Source organism: Burkholderia cepacia, assembly GCF_001039005.1.
Taxonomy (GTDB): Bacteria; Pseudomonadota; Gammaproteobacteria; order Burkholderiales; family Burkholderiaceae; genus Burkholderia; species Burkholderia theae.
In genome coordinates this window covers 18148-42476 of sequence record NZ_LDWR01000034.1, presented here as the reverse complement: position 1 = coordinate 42476, position 24329 = coordinate 18148, and the positions used below count along the sequence as shown (strand labels likewise).

22 protein-coding genes are annotated in these 24329 nt (G+C 64.1%); 8 read left to right on the top strand and 14 right to left on the bottom strand.

All coding sequences use genetic code 11. From position 1 onward, the window contains the following. Nucleotides 1-81 precede the first annotated feature (81 nt). From VL15_RS20090 to ugpB, 7 genes are all read right to left on the bottom strand, one after another. Complete coding sequence (locus tag VL15_RS20090; RefSeq protein ID WP_048248061.1) at nucleotides 82-1731, bottom strand: Na/Pi cotransporter family protein; 1650 nt, start codon at nucleotides 1729-1731, stop codon at nucleotides 82-84. Between the two features lie 33 nt (nucleotides 1732-1764). Further along, on the bottom strand, nucleotides 1765-2502 hold the full coding sequence (gene ugpQ, locus VL15_RS20085; RefSeq protein WP_048248060.1) for a glycerophosphodiester phosphodiesterase: 738 nt from the start codon (nucleotides 2500-2502) through the stop codon (nucleotides 1765-1767). 52 nt (nucleotides 2503-2554) lie between these two features. After that, nucleotides 2555-3763: a porin gene (locus VL15_RS20080; RefSeq protein ID WP_053077679.1), complete on the bottom strand. Its 1209-nt coding sequence runs from the start codon at nucleotides 3761-3763 to the stop codon at nucleotides 2555-2557. A gap of 100 nt (nucleotides 3764-3863) precedes the next feature. Further along, nucleotides 3864-4946 (bottom strand): sn-glycerol-3-phosphate import ATP-binding protein UgpC, encoded by a 1083-nt coding sequence (locus VL15_RS20075; RefSeq protein WP_048248058.1) that lies wholly within the window; start codon nucleotides 4944-4946, stop codon nucleotides 3864-3866. A 14-nt stretch (nucleotides 4947-4960) separates the two neighbouring features. Continuing rightward, nucleotides 4961-5806 carry a sn-glycerol-3-phosphate ABC transporter permease UgpE gene (ugpE, locus tag VL15_RS20070; protein ID WP_048248057.1) on the bottom strand — a complete coding sequence of 282 codons (846 nt, stop codon included), beginning with the start codon at nucleotides 5804-5806 and terminating at the stop codon, nucleotides 4961-4963. A gap of 67 nt (nucleotides 5807-5873) precedes the next feature. Next, nucleotides 5874-6758, bottom strand: coding sequence for a sn-glycerol-3-phosphate ABC transporter permease UgpA (gene ugpA, locus VL15_RS20065; RefSeq protein ID WP_048248056.1), 885 nt, complete (start codon nucleotides 6756-6758; stop codon nucleotides 5874-5876). An 87-nt stretch (nucleotides 6759-6845) separates the two neighbouring features. Continuing rightward, nucleotides 6846-8165, bottom strand: coding sequence for a sn-glycerol-3-phosphate ABC transporter substrate-binding protein UgpB (gene ugpB / locus VL15_RS20060; RefSeq protein WP_048248055.1), 1320 nt, complete (start codon nucleotides 8163-8165; stop codon nucleotides 6846-6848). Nucleotides 8166-8970: 805 nt separating this feature from the next. On the opposite strand from ugpB, the gene VL15_RS20055 reads away from it, so the two are divergent. The 5 genes from VL15_RS20055 (at nucleotide 8971) to VL15_RS20035 (ending at nucleotide 13944) form a co-directional block, all read left to right on the top strand. Continuing rightward, a complete protein-coding gene (locus VL15_RS20055) occupies nucleotides 8971-9543 on the top strand; it encodes a plasmid fertility inhibition factor family protein (RefSeq protein ID WP_048248054.1) in 573 nt (190 codons plus the stop codon). Between the two features lie 265 nt (nucleotides 9544-9808). Beyond that, the gene (locus VL15_RS20050) at nucleotides 9809-11158 is read left to right on the top strand and encodes a reverse transcriptase family protein (RefSeq protein ID WP_048248053.1); all 1350 of its coding nucleotides are present in this window, start codon (nucleotides 9809-9811) and stop codon (nucleotides 11156-11158) included. A gap of 321 nt (nucleotides 11159-11479) precedes the next feature. Continuing rightward, a complete protein-coding gene (locus VL15_RS20045; protein WP_048248052.1) occupies nucleotides 11480-11809 on the top strand; it encodes an H-NS family nucleoid-associated regulatory protein in 330 nt (109 codons plus the stop codon). A 293-nt stretch (nucleotides 11810-12102) separates the two neighbouring features. Next, on the top strand, nucleotides 12103-13350 hold the full coding sequence (locus VL15_RS20040) for an MFS transporter (RefSeq protein WP_048248051.1): 1248 nt from the start codon (nucleotides 12103-12105) through the stop codon (nucleotides 13348-13350). Between the two features lie 36 nt (nucleotides 13351-13386). Then, complete coding sequence (locus VL15_RS20035; protein ID WP_048248050.1) at nucleotides 13387-13944, top strand: DNA-binding protein; 558 nt, start codon at nucleotides 13387-13389, stop codon at nucleotides 13942-13944. Nucleotides 13945-14032: 88 nt separating this feature from the next. Here the strand turns inward: VL15_RS20035 and VL15_RS20030 are convergent, their stop codons facing one another. After that, on the bottom strand, nucleotides 14033-15142 hold the full coding sequence (locus VL15_RS20030) for a polyamine ABC transporter substrate-binding protein (protein ID WP_048248049.1): 1110 nt from the start codon (nucleotides 15140-15142) through the stop codon (nucleotides 14033-14035). A 241-nt stretch (nucleotides 15143-15383) separates the two neighbouring features. Next, entirely contained in the window at nucleotides 15384-15605 is a 222-nt protein-coding gene (locus VL15_RS20025; RefSeq protein ID WP_080970893.1) for a hypothetical protein, read from the bottom strand. A gap of 368 nt (nucleotides 15606-15973) precedes the next feature. Between VL15_RS20025 and VL15_RS20020 the strand changes: the two genes are divergently transcribed. Next, nucleotides 15974-16444 (top strand): GNAT family N-acetyltransferase, encoded by a 471-nt coding sequence (locus VL15_RS20020; protein WP_048248048.1) that lies wholly within the window; start codon nucleotides 15974-15976, stop codon nucleotides 16442-16444. A 90-nt stretch (nucleotides 16445-16534) separates the two neighbouring features. Here the strand turns inward: VL15_RS20020 and VL15_RS20015 are convergent, their stop codons facing one another. Both VL15_RS20015 and VL15_RS20010 read right to left on the bottom strand, forming a co-directional pair. Further along, the gene (locus tag VL15_RS20015; protein ID WP_048248047.1) at nucleotides 16535-17359 is read right to left on the bottom strand and encodes a lysozyme inhibitor LprI family protein; all 825 of its coding nucleotides are present in this window, start codon (nucleotides 17357-17359) and stop codon (nucleotides 16535-16537) included. 84 nt (nucleotides 17360-17443) lie between these two features. Beyond that, nucleotides 17444-18421, bottom strand: coding sequence for a bifunctional helix-turn-helix transcriptional regulator/GNAT family N-acetyltransferase (locus VL15_RS20010; RefSeq protein WP_048248046.1), 978 nt, complete (start codon nucleotides 18419-18421; stop codon nucleotides 17444-17446). A 282-nt stretch (nucleotides 18422-18703) separates the two neighbouring features. Here VL15_RS20010 and VL15_RS20005 point away from each other — a divergent pair, with 282 nt between their 5' ends. Then, nucleotides 18704-19078 carry a hypothetical protein gene (locus VL15_RS20005; RefSeq protein WP_048248045.1) on the top strand — a complete coding sequence of 125 codons (375 nt, stop codon included), beginning with the start codon at nucleotides 18704-18706 and terminating at the stop codon, nucleotides 19076-19078. 33 nt (nucleotides 19079-19111) lie between these two features. Here the strand turns inward: VL15_RS20005 and VL15_RS20000 are convergent, their stop codons facing one another. Both VL15_RS20000 and VL15_RS19995 read right to left on the bottom strand, forming a co-directional pair. Continuing rightward, complete coding sequence (locus tag VL15_RS20000) at nucleotides 19112-19879, bottom strand: DUF169 domain-containing protein (protein WP_048248044.1); 768 nt, start codon at nucleotides 19877-19879, stop codon at nucleotides 19112-19114. Nucleotides 19880-19949: 70 nt separating this feature from the next. Next, complete coding sequence (locus VL15_RS19995; RefSeq protein WP_048248043.1) at nucleotides 19950-22385, bottom strand: PEP-utilizing enzyme; 2436 nt, start codon at nucleotides 22383-22385, stop codon at nucleotides 19950-19952. A 277-nt stretch (nucleotides 22386-22662) separates the two neighbouring features. On the opposite strand from VL15_RS19995, the gene VL15_RS19990 reads away from it, so the two are divergent. Then, a complete protein-coding gene (locus VL15_RS19990) occupies nucleotides 22663-23052 on the top strand; it encodes a surface-adhesin E family protein (protein ID WP_048248042.1) in 390 nt (129 codons plus the stop codon). 30 nt (nucleotides 23053-23082) lie between these two features. Here the strand turns inward: VL15_RS19990 and VL15_RS19985 are convergent, their stop codons facing one another. Next, nucleotides 23083-24177 (bottom strand): AraC family transcriptional regulator, encoded by a 1095-nt coding sequence (locus VL15_RS19985; protein ID WP_048248041.1) that lies wholly within the window; start codon nucleotides 24175-24177, stop codon nucleotides 23083-23085. Nucleotides 24178-24329: the final 152 nt, after the last annotated feature.

Below are 24329 nucleotides of genomic sequence, written 5' to 3'. Positions count from 1 at the left end.
CCTGGATGGAGAGACGACATAAGGGTCAATGGGAAGGACGATCAAAAGGTTGTTCTTTCGATCGAATGCCGGGTCAATGACTCAACCGTTCGTGCGTCCACGCAGACGTGATCTGTGCAGCTTGCTCGCCGCTTCCAGCACCGAGTAAGACGTCGAGCAAAACAGCGAGTTCAATCGTCTCATATCGCTCAGCATGTCGAGATGCAGTGCGCTTGTTTCGATGCTGCGTAACGTCTGGTTCACCAGTCGATCGACGTGCGCGTTCGCGTACTTCCGCTCCAGATCCCTGAAGCATTCTTTTTCCATCAACAGCTGTTCCGCGCAGCGCAGGTCGTTGTTGAAAAACACCGACAATCCGAGTTGCAGATTGCTCTGAAGCCTCGTGTACAGGTCGTTGAGTTCCGCGGCGCCTTCTTCTGAAAACGCCAGACGCTGCGCTATCTTCCTTTCCTTCACGTCGTTCGCGATGCGCTCGATGATGTCGCCTGCATGCTCGAGGTTGATGGTCAGCGCAAATATGTCCGTCCAGCGTTGATTGTCCGCGTCGTCGAGGTCTTCACGGGAGATGCGTGACAGGTATTGCTTGGTCGCACGGTAAAGCTCATCCACGTCGTTATCGAGCAGAACCGTTTCCGTTGCTTTCGTGGCGTCATTGCTCCGGATCAATTCCCCGACATTGCCGAGCATCGAGCGAATGATGTCGCCAACGCGCAGCACTTCACGAGCGGCATTCGCGAGCGCCAGGGTCGGCGTAGTCAGTGCGGTTTCGTCCAGATGCAGCGGACGAATGCCGTCCGTGGGCATTGGCTTGTCCGGCAGGAAGCGGGTGCAGAGAGTCGCGACCGGGCCGATGAACAGCAGGCACACGACGCAACGTGCAACGTTGTAGACCAGATGAAAAGTCACAACGGTTTCGCGTGCATCGGCAATCAGCAGCGGCAATCCGTCTGCGAGCATGGCGGCGAACGGAAGAATCAGGACTGCGCCTGCAAACTTGAACAGCAAACTGCCGGCCGACAAACGACGGGCGGCTGCGTTCTGCGCGAGTGTGCCGAACATCGCGAGCAGACCGCTCCCGAGGTTTGCGCCCACGACGAGACACAACGCCACTTTCAATGAAATCACGTGGGATGCAGCCAGCGTGGCGGTCAGCAAGACCGCGGCGAGACTCGAATAAGACACGATCGCGAACGCGGCGCCGACCAACGCATCAAGCATCGTATCGCCGGTCAGTGCGCCGAACATCACGCGAATTCCGTTCCCTTCCATCATCGGTTGCGCGGCTTCCACGATCAAATGCAAGGCCAGCAGGATCATGCCCAGACCGATCCCGGTGCGGCCGATTTGTCCGACGCGATGTTGCTTTCTCGACAGGAACAGAAAAACGCCGACGAGGATGAACAGCGGAGACAGCCACGATAGATCAAGCGTCAGCACACGGGCCATCAAGGCCGTACCTACATCCGCGCCGAGCAGGATGGCAAGTCCGCTCGTCAGTGGCAGCAGATTTTGCGCGGCAAACGATGCGACGATGACCGCTGTCGCGTTGCTGCTTTGCACGAGGCTCGTCACGCCGATGCCCGCCGCGAATGCCCTGAGCTTGCCGTCGGTGCTGCGGCTGATCATGGTGCGCAGGTCCGAGCCGAATACACGCAGGATACCGGTGCGCACGATGTGCGAACCCCACACAAGCAGCGCGACGGCAGAAAGAAGATTCAGCAAAATAAGCATGACCCGCTTATTCCCCCTAAGTTCTGATTTGATTCAGCAACGAAGCAAATCGGGACGATCCGTGCAAATGTGATCAACGCCCATGGAAAGCAACGCTTGCGCCGCATCGACGTCGTTCACGGTATACGCCATCACCTTGAGCCCCAGCGTGTGCATTTCCTTGACGATTTCCGCGTTCAGGAACGTATGCTTGACGTGAACCGATGAGCAATCGAGCCGTTTGACGATGTCTTTCCAGTCCGAGGGGATGTCCTTGAACAGCATCCCGACCGGAAAGTCCGGCGCGCATTCCCGGAACACGGCAAGCATTTCCTGGGAGAACGACGACACCAGCGGCCACCTGTCCTTCCAGAACATATTCAGTGCACGCGCAACGTGTGTAGCCGTGCGCCGTTCGTTTCCCGGACAGGATTTCATTTCGATGTTGGCCAGGATGTCGTGACGCTGACAAACCATTCCCATCTGGTAGAGGGCCGGCAACTTCTCGCCTGCGAATTGTTCGCCGAACCACGAACCGGCATCGAGGTTGTACAGGTCGATCCATTGCCATTCGTTCGACATCCCGTGCCCGTTCGTCGTGCGTTCCAGCGTATCGTCGTGCATCAGGAACGGCACGTTGTTTGCGGTCAGGCGCACATCGAATTCCACCATTCGGTAGCCGTGTTTCACGCACACGTCGATACCTGAAACAGTATTCTCCGGGGCCAGCGTGCCGCCGATACGATGCGCGAGAAAAGTCGGATAGACCCACGGTGCGCTTGTCGTCGTCATATATCTTCTCGTCGAAAAGCTCGGCGTCAGGAAACGCCGAGCGCCGGTTGATTTAGAAGCGATGGATCAGACCGCCTGCCGCGACGAACTGCGAGCGGCCGGACGACGGTGTACCGTTCATGCCGTCACCGACGTTCGCGGTGGCCTGGATAATCCCGCCGTTCGTGCCGAGCGTTTCGCCGGTCGCGCGTTGGTAGCCCTGAACCATGTAGAGGCCCGTGCGTTTGGACAGGCTGTAGTATTGCGACAGGCTGACTTGCTGGTATTGCGCAGCTTTCTCGATGCCGTTCGATTGCGATGCGCGCGTATAGGCGTAGCCGGCCGCGAAGTCCCAGACGACCGACGGTTTCCAATGAAGCACGGCACCGGCCGAGTTGAATACGGCCTTGTTCTTGAAACTCGAGCCCGTCCCCGGCGTGTATTGCACGTTCGAATACGACGCAGATACATCAAACGCACCGGAAATCTGGTAGCCCGTCGTCACGGCAATACGCTGCTGGGATTGCGCTGTCTGGTAGCCGTTCGTAAGCGCCGAAATACCCGCCTGGCCGCCCGATGACGTGGTGGAGTTCGCGCCCCACGCACCACCACCCGACGTGGAATTGTTGATTTTCGTGTAGCCAGCTGCGATGCCGAATGGTCCGTTCAGATACTGCACGCCCGCGGCGATCGTGGAACCGCTGTTGAAGCTTCCGGCAACGCCACCCATCGAGTAGGACGCAGCGGCCGTCAGGCCGTTCCACGTCGGTGTCTGGTACAGAAAGGTATTGTTCGCACGGTAACCGGTATCGAGCGAATCGATATCGCCCGGATGCGCGCCGGTAAAGCCGGTGAGGTAATTCGTCGGGCTGTACGGAGACAGCATCGTGTAATAGGCCGTGTTCATGCGCCCCATCTTGAACGTACCGAACGCAGGGTTCGTCACGCCGAGCGACGCTTCACGGCCGAACTCCGCGTTCGCGAACTGTTGATTGCCGTTGGCCGTGTTGAACCCGGATTCCAGCCTGAAAATCACCTTCGTATTGCCGCCCAGATCTTCGGAACCCATGAGGCCGAATCGACTGCCTGCCCACGCGCCGGTGTTGAATTTGACAGCCGATTTTCCGCCGCTCGTGGACCCGACCGACGACTGGTTGCTCACGTAAGCGAGGCCGTTGTCGACGAGGCCGTACAGCGTCACGCTGCTTTGAGCGAACGTGGCTTGTGCAAACAGCGCTTGTACGGCAGTACCCGCCAATACCCATCCGAACTTGTTTTTCACTGAGGTCTCCTAAAATTTGAATTCGTTTTTTTATGGTTGGACGTTTTCTATATGTCTCCTCCTGCCGGGAAATTGCGTCGATGAAGTCGGATGCCCGTGGCTAGTTCAGGCGCTGTTTCGTGTGCGGATCGAAGAAATGCAGCTTGTCGGCAGGTAGCGACACCTGCAGGTTGGCGCCGCGTGCAGGGCGATCCGCGTGCGGCAGCCGAACCGAAAGATCGTGCGTGCCCCACCGGCCATGCACCAGATTGTCTGCGCCAAGCAATTCGCACGAATCGACGGACAGCGTCGCCGATGGCGTATCGCCACGCGGCGTCATGTGTTCAGGGCGGATGCCAAGAATGGTTTCCCGTCCGCGCGCGACCGCGAAGGGCATACCCTGCGCACCGGCGACCGGAAGTGCCGGGCCGTTGGCAACGTTGAACGTCTTGCCGTCTTCGCTCAGTTCGCCGTGCAGCAGATTCATGGCTGGCGAACCGATGAAACTGGCGACGAACGTCGTTGCGGGCTTTTCGTAAATGTCGATCGGTGTGCCGATCTGCTCCGCGTAGCCCTTGTTCATCACGATCACGCGTTGAGCCAGCGTCATCGCCTCGATCTGATCATGCGTGACGTAGACACTGGTCGTTTTCAGACGCGCGTGCAGCCGCTGAATCTCAAGACGCATTTGCACGCGCAACTTCGCATCCAGATTCGACAGCGGTTCATCGAACAGGAACACGGACGGCTCGCGTACGATCGCTCGACCCATTGCCACGCGCTGGCGTTGACCGCCCGACATCGCGCTCGGCTTGCGCTCCAGCAGCTGCTCCAGGTCGAGAATTTTCGCAGCGGCCGCCACTCGCGTATCGATCGTCTTCTTGTCGACGCCGCGAATCTTGAGGCCGTAACTCATGTTCTGCGCAACCGTCATGTGCGGATACAGCGCGTAGTTCTGAAATACCATCGCGATATCGCGGTCCTTCGGTTCCAGCGTGTTGACAACGCGCTTGCCGATTGCGATGTCGCCCGACGTGATGTTTTCCAGCCCCGCGATCATGCGAAGCAGCGTCGATTTCCCGCAACCGGACGGACCCACGAGCACGACGAATTCACCGTCGGCAATATCCACGTTGATACCGTGCAGGACGGTATGCTTTTCGTCGTAGGATTTCTTGACGTTCCTCAGGCTCAGCGTAGCCATTTCAATCTCCCCATTTACTTTTCAGAATCGACCAGGCCGCGCACGAACCAGCGCTGCATGATCAGCACGATGGCCAGCGGCGGAAGCATCGCGAGCAGCGTCGCGGTCATGACGTAATGCCATTCGGTCAACGCGTCGCCGGCCACGATCATCGTCTTGATGCCGACGATTGCCGTGGACAACGATGCATCCGTCGTGATCAGGATCGGCCAGAGATACTGATTCCAGCCGTAGATGAAGGTGATCACGAACAGCGACGCGATACTGGTTTTCGAAAGCGGCAGCACGATATCCCAGAAGAAGCGCAGCGGCCCCGCGCCGTCGATGCGTGCTGCTTCCATCAGTTCGGCGGGCAATGTCATGAAAAACTGACGGAACAGGAACGTAGCGGTTGCGGATGCGATCAAGGGCAACGTCAGGCCCGCATACGTGTTCGTCATATGGAGCGTCGACACGACTTGCACCGTCGGAAAAATCCGCACTTCGACCGGCAGCATCAGCGTCACGAAGATCAACCAGAACGCGAGGTTGCGAAAAGGAAAGCGGAAATAAACGATCGCATACGCCGACAGGATCGACACTGTGATCTTGCCGACCGTGATGGCCAACGCCGTCAGAAAACTGTTGACGAGCAGCCTGCCGAACGGGGCCGACGTGCCGCCGCTGCCGTGCTGCCAGATATGCGCGACATTTTCGAACAGGTGCGTACTTGGCGTGAGCGACAGCGGAATGGTGAAAACCTGTTCCGAGTTCATCGTCGCCGTACAGAACGCAACGTAAAGCGGAAACACGATCAACAAGATGCCCGCGATCAGGATCGCGTGACAGAACAGATCGAAACCTTTCCGATTCTCGATCATGGACGATTCGATTCTGGATGCTTTCGCACGACGGACTTTCGTGCGCTGTGCGCGCATGACCATCACCCTATGCATATTGCACCTTCCGTTCCACAAATTTGAACTGAATCACCATCAGGCCGACGACGATCACCATCAACACAACCGATTGCGCCCCGGAGCTACCGATATCCAATCCCTGAAAACCTTCCGTGAAGATCTTGTAGATCAGCGTCTTCGTGCTCTGTGCGGGACCGCCGCCCGTCGCCGCATCAATCACCGGGAACGTGTCGAAAAACGCGTAGACCAGGTTCACCGTCAGCAGGAAAAAACTCGTCGGCGACAGCAACGGAAGAACGATGTTGAAGAAACGGCGCACCGGGCCCGCGCCATCGATAGCGGCCGCTTCGATAAGCGAGCGGGGAATTGCCTGCAACCCAGCGTAAAAGAACAGAAAGTTGTAGCTCACCTGTTTCCACACCGACGCAAGCACGACGAGAAACATCGCCTGGCCAGGATTAAGTGCGTGATTCCAGACGACCCCGTATTTCGACAGGACGTAGGTGACTATGCCGATGCTCGGGTTGAACAGGAACGCCCACAGCACGGCCGCGATGGTCGGTGCGACGGCGTACGGCCAGATCAGCAGCGTGCGGTAGATCCTGGCGCCGCGAACAACGCGATCCGCGCACACGGCGAGCAGCAGCGACACGACAAGACCGCTGACCGTCACCATTGCGCTGAAGAGAATGGTCGTTTTGAACGAGTCGAGATAGAGCGGATCAGAGAATAGTTGTGCGAAATTAGCGAGGCCGACGAATTCGCTCGACGTGCCGAACGCATCCTGCCGTTGCATCGCTTGCCACAATGCGACGCCGGCAGGCCATAGGAAAAACACGCCGGTAATCGCAAGCTGAGGCGCGATCAGGAGATAGGGCAACAGGCTTCTGCCGTAGTAAGAACGGGAATACAAGGCTTGTCTCCATCGAGAGATTTTCGTTGTATCCGCGCTGCCCCCGTGAAATCACGGAAGCAGCTTGCGGTTTTGGTCCACTACAGGTCAGCCGGCGGATTTTTCGAAGCGGCGCAGCAATTCATTGCCGCGTGCAACGGCGCTATCGAGCGCGTCTTTCGGCGTCTTGCCACCCGTCCAGACCTGCTCGAGCTCTTCATCGATCACGGTGCGGATTTGTGGCATGTTGCCGAGCCGCATCCCCTTCGTGAAAGGCAGGGGCGGCTTGTTCATCATTTGCTTGATGCCCGTTTCCGTGCCCGGATTCTTCGCGTAGTAGCCCTGATTACGCGTCAGATCGTAAGCGGCCGTCGTGACCGGCAGATAACCCGTGTCCTGGTGCCATTTCGCGGCAACAGCCGGCGATGCCAGATACTTGAGAAACTCGGCCGTGCCCTTGTAGGTCGCTGCGTCCTTGCCACCGAGTACCCAAAGTGCCGCGCCACCGATGATCGCGTTTTGAGGCGCGCCCTTGTTGCTGGCGTCGTAAGGCAGCATCCCGGTGCCGAGATCGAATTTCGCGTATTTCTTGATGTTCGCGAGCGCCGACGAGGATGCGGAAATAATGCCGCAATCGCCGCTATTGAATTTCGATTCGGCTTCGCTCTTGCGGCCGGCGTAAGTGAACGTGCCATCCTTCGCCATTTGCTGCAGGAGCGCGATGTGCGCGACTTGCGGCGGCTTGTTGAATTCCAGGCTTGCATCCGTGCCGTCGAAGCCGTTGTTGCGGCTTGCGAACGGCAAAGCGTTCCAGGCGCTGTAATTTTCAAGCTGTATCCAGCCTTGCCAGCCGGTCGTAAAGCCGCAGCTCATGCCGGATTTGCGTAGCCGTTCCGCGTCGGTCTTGACTTCAGCCCACGTCTTTGGCGGCTTGTTCGGATCGAGTCCTGCCTTTTTGAAGGCGTCTTTGTTGTAGTACAGGACAGGCGTCGAACTGTTGAACGGCATCGCGACGAGGTGCCCCGTTTTCGCATCGCTGTAGTAGCTCGAAATGGTCGGCACGAACGCCTTTTCATCGAGCGAAACACCGGCTTGCCTGAACACGTCGGAGACGGGAACAACCGCCTTTTTCGCCTGCATCATCGTCGCCGTGCCGACTTCATAGACTTGCAGGATTGCCGGCGCGTTGCCGCTGCGGTACGCGGCAATACCGGCCGCGAGCGTCTGGTCGTAGGTGCCCTTGAAGACCGGGACAATTTTGTATTCGCTCTGCGACTTGTTGAAATCAGCCGCGATTTCATTGACGCGCTCGCCGAGTGCGGCTTCCATCGCGTGCCAGAATTGAATTTCGGTCGCGGCGTGTGCGAACGTGGAAATGCCTGCGAGCGCGAGTGCAACCCCCGCGCGCTTGTACAAATTCGACTTCATGTGTCTCCTCCGTTGAGCCGTCTGCATCAGGATGGTGCGGCTCGATAATTTGAACGTCGGCCTGCTCAAGGAATGCGTTTGTGTCTCCTTCGAGTGATTTGTATTTTTCGTACGAAAACGTTTTACTTAGGAAAACTAAGCTGCGAGTTTCGTGTTTGTCCGTGATCGCGTGCGGCTCGTGCAGTCGCACGGGAGGGCGCATGTGGGCGGAACTCGCCGCGCACGCAGCCCTGTTGTGAAGGGGCGAGCGCGTGTCTTGTTGTCCGACGGGTCTTCGAACGAACAGAAGTGAACGCCAAATGTTCGATTGCGAACGTTACCAACGTCGAAATGAAATGTAAACAATTTCATAAAATGTTCATATTTGTCGTTTACGAACATTCGGCGAGCGGCCGTCGTCGTGGGCATCGACGCCCGGCGCCCCTGAACCGGGGTTGCGCCCGACAACCCTTGCCAGGCAAGGCTCGGGGCATCGGCGTGACGCGTGTGTCTACGGAACGTGGATCCGAGCGCGAAGCGTCTCGATCCGCTGCGTCATGCGTTCGAGGATTGCTCGCACATCGCACCAGAGACCTCGGGGCGCCGGCTGCCCGCACCCCGAGATCGGGTCGCGGATGCGGCATGGAAAGGCGATACACTGCGCGGGTTCCCGAACATGTCGGGAATGTCAGGGCGCCAGGCACACGTATCGCGACGGCGCGACCTGCCGCCCCGCACGGGCTGGCCGTCCGGCCGCACACGCGCCACACGGTGTCGGCCCGCGCCCTGACTGATTCGAACAAATCACGAGAGAAAGAGAGGGCCCATGCTGACACGTCTTCGTATCGGACTCGATCGCGCGCGCGACCTGCGCGACGCGGGACGACCATCTCCCATCCAGCCACGCCCGCGGGCCAGCGAACTGGTCGACCTGGACGCGAAGCGCGCGACGTGGCGCGTCGCCGTTCCGGGCCAGGCCGACTGCTATCTGGCGGCGACGCCGGGCGAGACGGAGCGCTACGCCGTGCATCTCGACGCGGACACGTTCTACGGCCTGTGGCTCGGCACGAGCCCGGCCTTCCCGAAACCGAATTCGCAGGACTGCGTGCCGCGCCGGATCATGCCGCTCGACAGCAAGTACGCGTCGGCCGCCGCCGCGTTCCGGGCCGGCCGACTCGAGCCGGTCGAGCTGCCGCCGGTCGGCTACTGGCTCGACGGACGTGGCTACGAAGTCGCGATGAGCAACGGCATGACGCGCACCTACTGGCTGCTCGCCAATCGCGCACGGTCGTTTCCGGTGAGCGTCGCGGACGCGACCTGGGCGGCGATGCTGAACAACATGGCGGGCGTCGGCGTCGCGCCGATCGCGTTCAGCGAACTGTTTGCCCGGTGCAGGTAGGCACCGCGACGCGATCCGGCGCGCAGGGGCGTCGCCAGATCGCCGTCACGTTTGACATGCCGGCCTCCCGGCCATTAAAGTCGCGTCGCGGGGCGGTGGGTCAAGCACACGCCCGGAACAGGCATTCGATGTTCCAGGACTACGGGGCTACCCCGTGGATGAGATCGACCCCCCGATGCGTCGCAAGAGCCCGAGTTGCGCGTCGCGCAACGGCGGCTCTCGCAGTACCGGTCACGTTGACTCATCGTCCCGCCCATCTCTGCCCATGCACTCCTCCTTGCGCGATACCGCCCGCGTGATTGCCGAAGCGATGCTGGCCGGTTCGCCCGAACGCGGCGGTGTCGTCGCGCGGATTGCGGCCGTGCTCGGCGATGCGCCGGCCTGGGCGCACGAAGCCGCGGATGACGCGCTCGCGCGCTTCGGCGCGAACTGGGCCGACGCCGACCTCGATGCGCTTGCCGTGGCCGTAGCCGATACATCCGGGTTCGTGAGCGCATGGTACGGCGACCATCGGCCGACCGTGATCCGCGTCGTGCGGCGGCCGCTGGTCCAGCGGCCGTTGCCGGCGCCGCTTGCCGGCTGCGACGTGCCGCAATGGGCGACGCCCGGCGATCTCGCGGGCTGGCTCGGCATGAGCGCTGCGGAACTCGACTGGCTGTCCGACCACTGGCGCGTCGACGCGCGCGACAGCGCCACGCCGCTGCATCACTACACGTACGTTGCGGTCGACAAGCGCAGCGGCGGGTGCCGCCTGGTCGAGATCCCGAAGGGACGGCTGCGCGAAGCGCAGCGCCGCATCCTGCACGGGCTGCTCGATCGCATTGCGCCGCACGGCGCCGTACACGGTTTCCGCAAGGGGCACGGGATCGTGTCGTTTGCGGCGCCGCACGCGGATCGCGATGTCGTGGTCCGCTTCGATCTCGCGGATTTCTTCGTGTCGGTGCGTGCCGCTCGCATCCATGCGCTGTTCGTGACGCTCGGGTATCCGGCCGAAGTCGCGCGCACGCTCACCGGGTTGTGCACCAATCGTGTGCCGTCGGCACGGCTGCTCGCGCGGGACCTGCGCGACCGGTTCGACTGGATCGGCCGGCAGCGCTATCGCGAACGGCACCTGCCGCAGGGCGCGCCGACGTCGCCGGCGCTTGCGAACCTGAGCGCTTTCCGGTTCGACATGCGGCTTGCCGCGCTCGCGCGTTCGCTCGATGCGACTTACACGCGTTATGCCGACGATCTCGCGTTTTCGGGCGGCGGCGCACTCGCGCGCGAAGTCGAACGGCTGCAGGTCAGGGTTGCCGCGATCGCACTCGAGGAAGGCTTCGCGCTGCAATTGCGCAAGACGCGCGTGATGCGGCGCGGCACGCGGCAGCAACTGGCCGGCGTGGTGGTCAATCGTCATCCGAACCTGGCGCGCGATGAGTTCGATCTCCTGAAGGCCATCCTGACCAACTGCATCCGGCGCGGCCCGGCTTCGCAGAATCGCGGCGCGCATCCGGATTTCCGCGCGCATCTCGCCGGGCGCGTCGCGCATGCGGCCGCGCTGAACGCGGCGCGCGGCGCAAAGCTGCGCGCGCTGTTCGACCGGATCGCGTGGGATGCCCACGGCGTCGACCGGTAAACCGCCGGCCCGTATCGACTCCGGCCCGCGACTCGTGCAACACGCCGCCGCGCACTGCTATCATTCGCGCCATGCCGCGCCAGTGCCAGGTGCGGCGCAACACTTGCCGCAGCCGTTCGCCGTGCATGTGCATGCGGCGTGCCGCGCGTTGCCGGCCCGGCCCTGTCCGTCATTGACGCACGACGTCGTTTTTGCGCATCGCGCAAACCATGCCGGATCAGGCAAACGATTCACACATATGACAGCACCGATCCGCGGAACTTCGTGGTAGGTTCGCCCATCGGAGCTTTTTGCAAAAACATGCCCAGAGAGGATGAATACATGACCCAGGCCCTGCAGGAACTCGAAGCACAACTTCGGGACCTGAATATCAAGCTGTCGGATGCGAAGCAGAAGGAGAAGCAGGCCGCGCTCGCGGCATTCAAGGAACAGGTCGAACTGTTGGGCATTTCGCAGCAGGAAGTGCTGAGCGCGCTCGGCTATATCGTCCAGCGAAAACGCAAGGCGCCTGCCAAGTACTACGATCCGACGACGGGCCGCTCGTGGTCGGGCCGCGGCCCGCGCCCGAAATGGCTCGAAGGCAAGGATCTCGACATGCTCGTCGTCGACCGCGAGGCCAAGGCCTGGTGGCCCGGGGACGATCAGGGCTGAAGCCGGCCGCGCCGCCAGGCCGCCCGGCGCGGTCCAGGCCGCGCAGGCGGGCCCGCCGGCAATACCCCGCCGGCACGCTGTCTTTCATCCGGTGTCCGGCCTGACCGCGACATCGCCGGCTTCGCCGCCGACACCGGATCGCCGCTTTCCCGTTCATTGCCCGCAGATTCTCGCTTGCCGTCCCGCAAGCGGGCGCCGACGCGCGCCCGGGTGGCCGCCACCGGCGCGTTTGCCGGCCCGTCGTGCGCGGGCACAGGCCTTAGAATGTCGCCGGACATTCGTGGCAGGACACCATGGCAGCAAACTTGAAATCTTCGTCGCTCGGCGGCCAGTCGGCCCCGCGCGTGGAGCAGGTCGGGCCGTACGCGTGGAAAGCGCTGGCCGGCTCGGCGATCGGCTATGCGATGGACGGCTTCGACCTGCTGATCCTCGGCTTCATGCTGCCGGCGATCACGGCGGCGCTGCACCTGACGCCCGGGCAGGGCGGCGCGCTGGTCACGTGGACGCTGATCGGCGCCGTCGCGGGCGGCATCGTGTTCGGCGCGCTGAGCGATCGTTACGGGCGTGTGCGCGTGCTGACCTGGACGATCCTGCTGTTCGCGATCTTCACCGGCCTGTGCGCGTTCGCGCGCGGCTTCTGGGATCTGCTGGTCTACCGCACCATCGCCGGCATCGGGCTGGGCGGCGAGTTCGGGATCGGCATGGCGCTCGCGGCGGAAGCGTGGCCGGCCAGCAAGCGCGCACGCGTGTCGTGCTACGTCGCGCTCGGCTGGCAGGCCGGCGTGCTGCTGGCCGCGCTGCTGACGCCGTTCCTGCTGCTCCACATCGGCTGGCGCGGCATGTTCCTGGTCGGCGTGCTGCCCGCGCTGCTCGCGTGGGCGATGCGCAACAAGCTGCACGAGCCGGAAGCGTTCGTGCAGCGCGCGACGCAGCCGAAGTCCAACACGTTCCGCATGCTGGTCGCGGACGGCCGCACCGCGCGCACGAGCCTCGGCATCGTGATCCTGTGTTCGGTCCAGAACTTCGGCTACTACGGGATCATGATCTGGCTGCCGACCTTCCTGTCGAAACAGATGGGCTTCTCGCTGACGAAGTCGGGGCTGTGGACGGCGGCGACGGTCGTCGGGATGATGATCGGCGTGTGGGTGTTCGGGCAACTGGCCGACCGCATCGGGCGCAAGCCGACGTTCCTGCTGTACCAGCTCGGCTCGGTCGTGACGGTCATCGCGTATGCGCGGCTGTCGGACCCGACGGCGATGCTGTGGGCCGGCGTGCTGATGGGCATGTTCGTCAACGGGATGGTCGGTGGCTACGGGACGCTGATGTCCGAAGGTTATCCGACGGCCGCGCGCGCGACCGCGCAGAACGTGCTGTGGAACATCGGCCGCGCGGTCGGCGGCTTCGGTCCGGTCGCGGTCGGCGCGCTCGCCGCGCACTACTCGTTCCAGACGGCCATCGCGCTGCTCGCCGGCCTCTACGTGCTCGACATGGTCGCGACGCTGTTCCTGATTCCCGAGCTCAAGGGCGTCGAGCTCGAATGAGTGCGGCGCACCGCAACGACTTCACCGGAAACCACGATGCAACAGAAGAACAAGACGATCGGCGTGATGGGCTCGGGCAAGGAACCGTGGCTCGCGTTTTCGGAACCGCTGGGCGCATGGCTCGCGCAGGCCGGGTTCAACCTGCTGACGGGCGGCGGGCAGGGCGTGATGCTGGCGGTCGCGCGCGCGTTCGTCGGCGTGTCCGGGCGGGCCGGCCGATCGATCGGCATCCTGCCGACGCAGGCCGATCCGCTCGCGGGCTTCGTGCCGCTCGACGGCTATCCGCATCCGTTCGTCGACATTCCGATCCTCACGCCGCTGCCGCGCCGCGAACCGGGCGCCGATCCGCAGACGATCAACCGCAACTACGTGAACGTGCTGAGCAGCGACCTGATCGTCGCACTGCCGGGCGGGCCCGGCACGACCGAGGAGATTTCGCTCGCGCAGCGCTGGCGCAAGCCGCTCGTCTGCTTCGGGCCGGACGGCGCGTTTCGGGAGCTTGCCGCCGGCGCCGTGTGCACGTCGTCGCTCGATGACGTGATCCGGTTCGTGGAAGACGCGTTTGTGGCGGAGCAGGCGCAGGCGTTGCGATAGTTCGTAGATCGACTTCGACCGTGTTCGTTGCGAGGCGTGCCTGCGGCGCTATCCGCCGCAGGCACGGTCCGGTATCGCGGCGGCTTGCTCAGCGCCCGGTCTTCAACTGCGCCCACAGCCGGTTCTGCAGCCGGCGAATCTCGGGCGACATCGGCTTGAGCAGCGTCATCTTGCTCAACACCTCGTCGGCCGGATACACCGACGGGTCGCGCGCGATCGCGGGCTTCACGTACTGGCGCGCAGCCTTGTTCGCGGTCGGATAGAACACCGCGTTGGTGATGCCCGCGTTGACCTTCGGGTCCTGCAGGTAGTTGATCCACTTCAGCGCGGCATCCCGGTTCGGCGCATCCTTCGGGATCACCATCATGTCGAACCACAGCAGGCCGCCTTCCTTCGGATTCGCAAAGCGGATCTCGTACGGACGCTTCGCTTCGGCCGCGCGGCGGTGCGCGATGCCGACGTCGCCCGAGTAGCCGAGCGAGACGCACAGGTCGTTGTTCGCGAGATCGTTGATGTAGCCCGACGAGTTGAACTGCGTGATGTACGGGCGCACCTTCTTGAGCACCTCGTACGCGGCGCGGTAGTCGGCCGGGTTCGTGCTGTTCGGATCCTTGCCCATGTACTGCAGCGTCGCGGCGAACACGTCGACGGCCTGGTCGAGGAACGATACGCCGCAGCTCTTCAGCTTCGCCATGTTGGCCGGATCGAACACCAGCGCCCAGCTGTCGGTGGGTGCCTTGTCGCCGAGCGCCTTCTTCACGGCCTGCACGTTGTAGCCGATGCCGTCGGTGCCGTAGGCCCACGGCACGCCGTACTGGTTGCCGGGATCGGCGTCGGCGACCATCTTCATCAGCAGCGGATCGAGGTTCGACAGGTTCGGCAGCTTCGACTTGTCGAGCGGCTGGTAGACGCTCGCCTGGATCTGCTTGGCCATGTAGTTCGACGTCGGCACGACGATGTCGTAGCCGGAATTTCCCGACAGCAGTTTCGCCTGCAGCGTGTCGTCGCTGTCGTAGTTGTCGTAGCGGACGTGCACACCCGTCTGTTTCTGGAAGCTCGGGATCGTGTCCGGCGCGATGTAGTCGGACCAGTTGTAGATGTTCAGTTCGCCGGCCGCGTGGGCGTTCGTGCCGGCGTAGGCGGCAAGCGACATGACGGCGGCGGTTGCAATGGCGCGGCGAAGCGTTCGGATTCGCATGACAAGGGTTTCCATGGCGGTGCGCGTATCGATCCGCGATTCGCGGGTCGTTGCGCGACGGTTCTTCGGATGGAGCGGGCGTGCACGACCGCCGCTCGCGCGAGCGCTGGCTGGGCACAACGATCAGGAGTCCATTCGACCTTGCGCCGGCTCGAGCGAAAAAGAAGCGCGAGTTGATCCCTTCACCGGTTACGCGACACGGCGGGCAGGTCGAACGGAAAACGGGAAGGAAAGTGGGGCGCTACGGCAGCAGCGACGCCACGTCGTCGGTATGGATCGCGACGGAGGCGCGCGCGGCGACGGCGTTGTGACGGCGCACGGAACGGCGGGACAGGATGGTGTAGATCGACAGAGGCAGGCGAGGACTTTGCCGGCCGTCACTGTCGTCGGCGGACGCGATCGCGGCGCGCAGGTTGCGCGCATCGCCTCGTCTCCACCGCACCAGCGGGCCACGGATTCTCACGATTACTCTCGACCGGGTTGTTGAAAGTATTGAACACCTGACGATACACCAACGACTGCCGTTTCAGTCTTCAGTCATCGCGATTGCCGCGCGGCGGCATCGGCTTCATGACGCAGACTGAAAGCTTGGCATGCTGCGGAATCGCCGAAACATGACGCTCATGTGAATCATCAGGTAAATCGCTGTAAGGATGTCTCCGGATTTTCCCTAGTGATTCGAATGCCGATGCGCGCGTTCGGCGCGAGAAACCACTCGCCGCGAAATGGCATGTATGCGAGGGTTTTCCCGGATCTTGATGTATCGGAAGCGATGAGAATATTCGACGGTCTGATGCCTGCACGCTGTGCGGCGATTAACCGGGAGCGAACGTGTTCGCCTTTGAAATCCGATCCGCAACAGAATCCGACATACAGCGAATCTTCGATGTCCATCTGAATTCCGCCACGCGATTGTGCGCCGGGGATTACTCGCGCGAGCAGATAGCCAGCTGGCTGGACGGGCGCACGCCGGCGATGTATCTCGATGCGATCCGGCGTCACGCGCTGTGGGTTGCGGAAGACATCGACCTGCTCGGATTCGCGGAAACGGCCGGCGAAGAACTGACCAAGCTGTTCATTCGCGGCGATCGCGCGCGGCGTGGCACGGGGAAGGCGCTACTGGAGACCGCCGTGTCAGGTATCGCCCGAGCCGGGTATGCCCGCGTGTATCTCGAGGCGACGACAAACGCAGTGCCGTTTTACGGCCGGCATGGTTTCGACGTGATCGGACGAGGGCACTTCTCCCACGGGAACAGCCCGATTCAACTGGAAATCGTGAAGATGGAGAGACGGTTTTCGTGAGCATATCGACGGTCAGCTTATTGCTGATTCGCTCGAATGCGCCGATCGCAACCAGATACTTGCCTGGGAAATCGTGCGCATGCCGCCGCGTCAATCGGCCCCGATCTTGTCTTCGGCGTACACGAGTTGCTGCAGCCGTGCGGCGGCTTCGTCGCGCATTTCGATCGCGACCAGAGGCTTCACGCCGGCGGAATTTGCCGCCGGGTAGAGCGCACTGATCAGCGGCGGCTGGGCGGCGACAAACGCCTGCCATTTCTGCGACGACATCCGCATGGCATCGCGCGACGTGCGCGGCAGGCGACGCTCGATCGCCTTCGTCGCGTCGTCGATGTCTTGCAGATACAGCGGCGTGGCCTGCGCCGCGCAGCGGCCCATTGCGTCGAGATCGGCGAGCACCGCGCAGTGCGCGCGTTCGAAGCGCGCGCCGCGTTGCGGGACGGTTGCGACACGTTCGGGCTTTGCTTCGGTTGCCGGCGGCAGACGCCCGGTCACGCTGAAGCGGTGTGCGGCGCGATCCGATTCGAAACGCTGCAGCGTCTGCGCGCGTTGCCGCGTCAGCCTCATCACGTCGTTCGCATTCATCGGCGCATAAACGGTGCCGTGCGTCGTCGCGTAGACGGCATCGATCAGCTTCAGGTCGGCATCGCGGCGTGCGAGCCATGCGCGCTGAGCGTGCAGCAGTGCCGGGCGGTCCGCGGCCGGCAGCGATGCCTGCAGCGCGCGATAGCTGGCATTGAGCCGCGCGTCCCATGCGCGGCCCGCGTCGCCGATGCATTCGTCCTGGCCGCCCGTCGATGCGTGCTCGGGGTCGTTCAGGCACAGCGTCATCTGCTGGTCGATCGGATCGGTGCCGGCTGCGGCGGCCGGTGCGGTGATCGCCGCGCAGAGCGCGAGGGCCGCGAGACGTTCGAACATGCGTTGCGTCCTTGTGTCGGCGAGTCGGGAATGGTTCGTCGAGAGACTATGGCGGCATTCGGAACGGACGCTGCCCGTTGACCATCAGCGGCCCGGCCCCGGCCGGCTGAAGCGTTGTTCGACCACCTCGGTTCCCCAATGCGTGCCCGCCGACTCGCTGGTCAGCGCAAAGCCGAACGACTCGTACAGATGGCGCGCCGAATCCAGGCCCTTGAACGTCCACAGGTAGGTCTCGCGAAACCGCTGCGCGTCGACGAAGCGCATCGCTTGCGTCATGAGCTGGCGCCCGACGCCCGATCCGCGCAACGCATCGTTGACGATGAACCATCGCAGGTGGGCGACGCCGGTCGCCGGGTCTCCGTCGATCGCGAGCGACGCGAGCGTGCGCCCGTCTTCCTGGCAGAGCCAGAGCGCCTTGCCGTCGGCCGGCAACGTGCCCGCGAACTCGGCAAGCTCGGTCGCCACGCGCTTTTCGAAAAAGGCGCCGAATCCCCAGTGCTCCGAATAAAAGCGTGCGTGCAGGCTCGCGATGTCGCCGATGCAGCCCGGTTGGTAGCCTTCGCGAATCGGCGGTGCTTCGGGTGTCGCGGCGGGCGTCCTGGCCGCGTTGTCCTGCGCGAGCGCATCGGCATACAGCGCGAGGGAACGCAGCAGCGTCTGCTGGTCCGCGGGAATCATGCGACGCAACGCATTCGACACCTGATCCGTCGCGAACTTGTCGATTCTTTTCTGGAGCTTTTTCCCGTCGGCAGTCAGGGTCAACTCGGTCGCACGTGCGTCGTCGCTCGACACGCGCCGCTCCACGACACCGGCTGCCTCGAGCCGGGCGAGTTGCCTGCTCGTGTTCGATTTGTCCAGCCGCAGGACATGGCCCAGATCCCTGGCGTTGATGCCGGGCGTCATCCCGATCTCGAGGATCGCGTGAACGGCCGACGGCGCCCAGTCGCTGTCGGCCAGCGTGGCGCGCATGAAGCCGAGCTCGCGGACCAGTTTGCGGGAGAAGTCGCGAAGCTCGAGGATGGTCGCGTCGCGAGGCTTGGCGGGAGCGTCGATGAGATCCATGGTTTGCCTGGAATGGTTGCGTATCGCAATCAATAATAGTTGCGGGTCGCAACTTGATCAAGGCGGATTTTCACGCGAACCGGTTGCGCCGGCGGCGGCGTTGAAGCGGATTCAGGGGTCGGGACCCGCCGGCAGGGATGGGCGGTGAATGGTAGTGAAGCGGATGGCTGAGCGCCGGGAAGTGGTCGCATACTGGGTACATCTGGCCGACCTGCAGGCGAGGGCTATCAGTCGACGTGATACCGCGGTCTCGATCCGCGGTCACGGACAACGGAGATCACCATGAACAAGCTGCTGCCGATGACGATTGCGTTGCTGGCCGGATGCGGCCTCAGCGCGGGAACGCTCCGCGCGGCCGGCGGCATGGATGCGCCGCCCTGCAGCGCGGCGAACGCGGCGGACCCGGGCGGCAACGCCGCGATGCCGGGCACGTCGGTCCGCAGCTTTTCGACCGCCGGGTGCTCGGGCGCGGTGTTGCAGGGCGAGCGGGCCACCGCGATGGTCAACGGCGACAAGGTCGAACTGCGGGACGGTATCGTCTATGTGAACGGTCGGTCGTACGGTGCGGTCACGCCCGCGCAGACGGTCGAATACGAGGCCGCGCACGACAGGCGCACGCTGAAGGTGGATGGCAAGATCCGCACGCCGCTGCGCTAAGGTCCGATTCCGGCGCGGGTCGACCGCGACGCATCATGTCGTTTTCGGGTAGCTGACTTCCATCCCCGCGCGAACGTCCTGCTGGATGCCGTACTGCGCGAACGGATAGCGCAGCCCGTTCCGCGCCAGCGCCTCCATCCCGGTAATCGCTTGTTCCAGCGCATCCGGCGCCAACGCCATCAGCATCTCGTCGTCGAGCACGCCGCCGTAGCGGCGCTCCGCGTAGCACGGGATCGACAGGCTCGGCTGACCGGTCGCCAGCGCGCGCCCCCACGAATCCGCGCATGCCGATTCGCCGACCACGCTCCAGTCGAAACGCTTGTACCCCGACCATTGCAGCCCGTTGATGAAGTACATCATCGCGCCGGGCGTCGCGTAGAACAGCGCGATGTCGGGCTCGATGCGGCCGGCCGCGAGCGGCGACACGACGAGCGCTTCGTACTTGCCGTCCGGCACGCAGTGCATTGCGGCCTGATGGGCGCGCGAATCCTCCTGCGTCGCATACCAGACGCCCGCCATCTGCTGGCCGGACGTCCACTCGGCATCCTTCGCGTGGCCGAGGCCGATGACCGACCGGCATTGCGCGCCGACCAGGTCGTCGGCGGTGATGCCGAGCGTGAAGCCGAGCCGCGCCGTCTGCCCGACGATCTGGTCGAGCGAATGGATCGCTTTCGGGCGGCGAATGCGCGGCACGGCTTCCATGTCCTCGCGCCGTTCGAACAGCTTCATCCCGAACGGGATGCTGCGCAGCTTGAGCAGCCGTTCGAGGTCCGCCGACAGTTTTGCGAGCGCTTCTTTCATGTGGGGTCTCCGGAATTCGCCGGACCAGTGTAGCGACCGCCGCCGTGCCGTTCAACACGACGGCGGGCGCTTACTCGACCAGCGTCAGCCGGCCGTCGCTGAGCCGCACTTCGCGCCCGACCCAGGCCGCATCGACGCGCGGCAGTACCGCCGACGGCTTGCGCAGTTCGCGCAGCAGCGTCGCGCCGTGCGACAGCCGGCCGCCCATGCGGGCGATCACGGCACGCGCGGCCTGATACTGCGCGTGCCGGCCCGGGTCGAGCGTGTCTTCCAGCAGGATGTCGTGGCCGAGCACGCCCTGCGTGTGGCCCGGATAGATCATGAAGCCGGTTGCCTCGTCGGTGCCTTCGCCGCCGTCCTGCCAGAAGCTGCCGTTGCGTTCGCGGCGCTCGGGATGGGGGGCGAACCACGCATCGCGGTCGGCGGCCGGCATCGCGTGATGCAGGCGGAAGAACACGCGCATCAGGTTGTCGCGATACCACTCGCGCACCTGCAGATACCAGCCGCGCATGCCGGGCGCGCCGAGCGTGTGGAGCATGCGGACCGGCAGCGGCCAGTCGGGAAACGCCTGCAGCGGCAGGTCCGTGGCCGCGGGCCGCGCGGTGCCCGGATCGGTTTCCCACGGCAGCCGGTGCGGGCTGTCGTTGAGCTGGCCGTAGACGGTGGGCGGGCGTCCCCACAGTGCGCCGCCACTGCTGGCCAGCGATGCCGCGATGCACAGGTTGCCCTGTACGACGAATACGTAGAAGCGCGTGAACCAGTCGGCCAGTTGCTGGCCGTCGGCGCGTTGTTCGACGAGCGTCGCGAGTTCCCGGTCGAAGCGCTGCAAGCCGCGCTCGAGCGTTGGCAGATGCCCGCGCGCGACGCGCAGCATGCGCCAGAACACCGGCAGCGAACGCAGCAGGCGCAGCGGGCGCCAGCGCAGCGGCGGCGTCGCGCCGCCGATCTCGCCGCTGTAGTTGCCGGCCGATACGCCCCAGTCGGCCAGGCGCGCGAGGAACAGGTCGTTGTTGATGTACGACGCGCCGCCATAGAGCGCGGTGAACGGTTCGTTGTCCCGCAGCACGCGCGTATCCCAGCGCGCCATGATGGCCGGGATGCTGCCGGCCGCGCGGCGTTGCGCATACTCGACCAGCCGGCTCGGCTGCGGCGGCAGGATCTCGGCGATGTTGGCCGAGGTCAGGTGCCGGTGCCAGCCGTAGCTGCTGATCGGGCGGTACTGCAGCAGCCATAGTTGCGTGCCGTCCCATGCCCATTCGACATCGCCCGGCACGTAATGGAACGCGCGCAGCACGCGTTGCAGGAAGGCCCACAGCTGCTGCGCGGTCAGGCCGTGTGCGGTCGGGAACGTGCCGCTCTGCCAGGGGGCGCCGAGCCGCGACAGGATCGCGCGCTGCGGGCTCGCCTGCCCGTCGGCGAGCGTTTCGAGGTGGCCCTGCACCCATTCCACTTCGACCGCGAGATGGCGCACGAACGCGATGCCGGACAGCACGGGTGTGATGAAGCGCTGCACGACCGCTTCCTCGAGGCCGCCGTCGAGCAGTTCGGCCACGCGCGCGGCCGCCTGCGACGCCGGCTCGCGCAGGAACGTCGTGTGCAGGCCGGCATTGGCCGCATCGGCCTGGTCTTCGCCATGACTCGACGAGCGGATTGCCCACACGGCGTCGGGCTGGCTCGCGAGAAAGCCGGGCAGGCGCGGGTCGTCGGCGCGGGTCAGCGACAGCGCGGGCGGCACGGGCAGCCCGGCCATCGCGGCCAGCGCCAGGCGCCCGCCTTTCGTGTGCGCGACGAAGCCGGTGTCGCCTGCTTCGAGCCACTGCGCGAACGCCGCCGGCGCGTCGATCCACGGATAGTGTCCCCAGCCCGCCTGCAGCGTGACGGTGAGGTCGGCACGCGCGAGGATGGCCGACCACGCGGCGGCCTGGCGCACGCCGAGCACGTTGTCCTGATCGCCCCACACGAGTTCGATGCGATCGGTGACCCATTCGAGCAGCGGCAGAGCGGTATCGGCACGCACGAGATCCCAGTGCGGCAGGAACGCGCGGCAGCGCGCGTAGCCGGCGCCCATGCGGCGGTACTGCGCGGGTGTCCACGTCTGGTTCGAGAACTTGCGGGCGAACAGCGTCGGGTAGTGCGCGAGCAGCCAGTGAATGGTCTTGCGCAGCGGCCGCGGCGCCATCAGCTTCGGCAGGCGCCGTTCCCACAGAAACGCACCGACGGGCGCGAGCAGCACGCTGCGGCTGAAGTGGCCGGGGCGCCGCTGCAACGCGTGCAGCACCAGCAGCGCATTCACGCCGACCGCCATGATCGCGTGGCCCGGCTCGGTCGCCTCCAGCAACGCTTGCGCGTAGGCGGCGAGGTCTTCGCAGGGCGGCGCGGGATGGTCGCCGAAGCCCGGCAGTTCCAGCGGCACGGGCCGGTAGTGCCGGAAGTGGGGCAGCGCATCGTCCCACCAGTCGGCCGCGCTGCCGTTGCCGGCGAGGAGGTACAGGATCGGTTTGCTCATGGATGCTTCGTCGGTCGACGATCGTCGCGGCGACGTTCGCCCGGGCAGGCGACGACGTCGATCGCCGCCGCGGTTACCGATGATTGCGCTGGGTCGTTGCGAGTCGGATCGACTGCATCGGCAGACGCGTCTCGGGTGGAATCGGCAAGCGGCCGCGGCCCCGTTCTGGTTGATTTGATGCGCGCATTCTACGCGACTCGATTCGCCTGCATGACGCGTTAAGCGAAGAACGTAGAATCACGCATCGGAATTCCCCGGCAAGACTCAAGGAGTGACAATGAAAAGAAGCGCGCTCGCGGGTGCCATGCTTGCGTTCATGATCAACGGGGCGTGTGCCGCGAACTGGACCACGCTCATCGAAGGGTCGACCACAGCCGTCTATGTCGACACGTCTTCCGTCGTCCACGACAAGAACCTGACCCGGACCCGGGTCAGGGTGGTCTTCGGCGATCCCCAGCCCTATTCGGCGCCGTTTCCGACGAAGAGCATGGTGTCCCTGTGGTCGTTCAATTGCGCCGACAAGACCTGGTCCATGGGCGAGACGACGATGGTTGGGACGGCGCCCGGTGAGGTGAGCGTGTCTCCGGAATACCCGGACGACTACGACAATGTCGTGCCCGATTCCATGCAGAAACTCGTGATGGATTACGTGTGCAAGAAGTCGTGATGCCGGTCATGAAGCCGTAGAACTTCCGCTTCACGCGTCGACGTCCGCGTCGGCGCGCGGCGTCTTGCCCGTCCAGCGCCGATACGCGTGACGGAAGCTGCGCGGTTCGCTGTAGCCGAGAAGTTCGGCGATCGCCGCAACCGTCAATGTGTGATCGTCGAGCATCCGCACCGCTTCGTCGTGACGCACTTCGTCGAGCAGCGACTGAAACGTGATGCCGTCCTTGTCGAGCCGCCTGCGCAGCGTGCGCTCCGTCAGGTGCAGTGCGTCCGCGAGCGCCGTCATCGACTTGAAGCGCGCGAGGTCGCGTGCCATCAGCTCCTTCGCGCGATCGGCAAAGCGCGTGCCGACCGACGCGGCCCACTGCCGTTCGAGCGCCTCGCACTGGCCGTGCAGCGCATTGAAGCTGACTTCGTTCGCGAGACGCGGCGCTTCCGTGCCGTTCACGGACGTGAACACGAGGCGGTTGTCGCCCGCATTGAATGCGACCTTGCAGCCGAAGTGGCGTGCGTAGTCGGCCGCGTTGCGCGGCGTGCGGCGCGCAAGCTGCAACTGCTCGGGCCAGACCGGCTTGCCGACCAGATCGGACACGATCAGGCGCAGGCTCGACAGGCACATGTCCACCTGAAACACCTCGAGATCGGGCTCGCCGTTGTAGCGGCCGATCGTCACGCTCATGCCGTCCGCGTGCGCGTCGATACGCACATCGAAATACAGCCCCATGAACAGCGGAAACTGGCTCATGCAGCGGAACGCCTGCATCACGGAGCCGCTGATCAGCATCGCGTAACCGGCGAGGCCCAGCGTCGACACGTGCAGCCGCGCGCCGATCGACAACCCGATCGACGGCACGCCGCTGCAGCGCAGCAGGTTGCTGAAACAGCGCTGTTCCTGGCCGCGATTCACGTGCAGGTTCGGCGATGCGACTTCGTCCGCGCCGAGCCCCGTGCCTTCGAGCAGCGCGGCGCTGTCGATGTGCCGCACGCGGCACTCGTCCAGCGCGACCGCGATCGCGTGGACGGTGGCGGGAATGTCCTCCTGGCGTCCGGCCGGACGCGCGAGGCCGAGCGACGAACGCAGGCTGCGCTCGGCCCTGCTCTGGTTTCGATGAGACCTGCTATCCATGGTGCTGACGGGGCGACGGGTTCGCGTAGAACATAGCCGGAATGTCCGCGAAACGCCAGTGTGGCGCAGCATCCTTGACGACCGGCCGGCGCGATGCGCGGCAACGCGTCCGGAAATATCCCCCGATTACGTCCGCTTTTCTCATTCGTCCT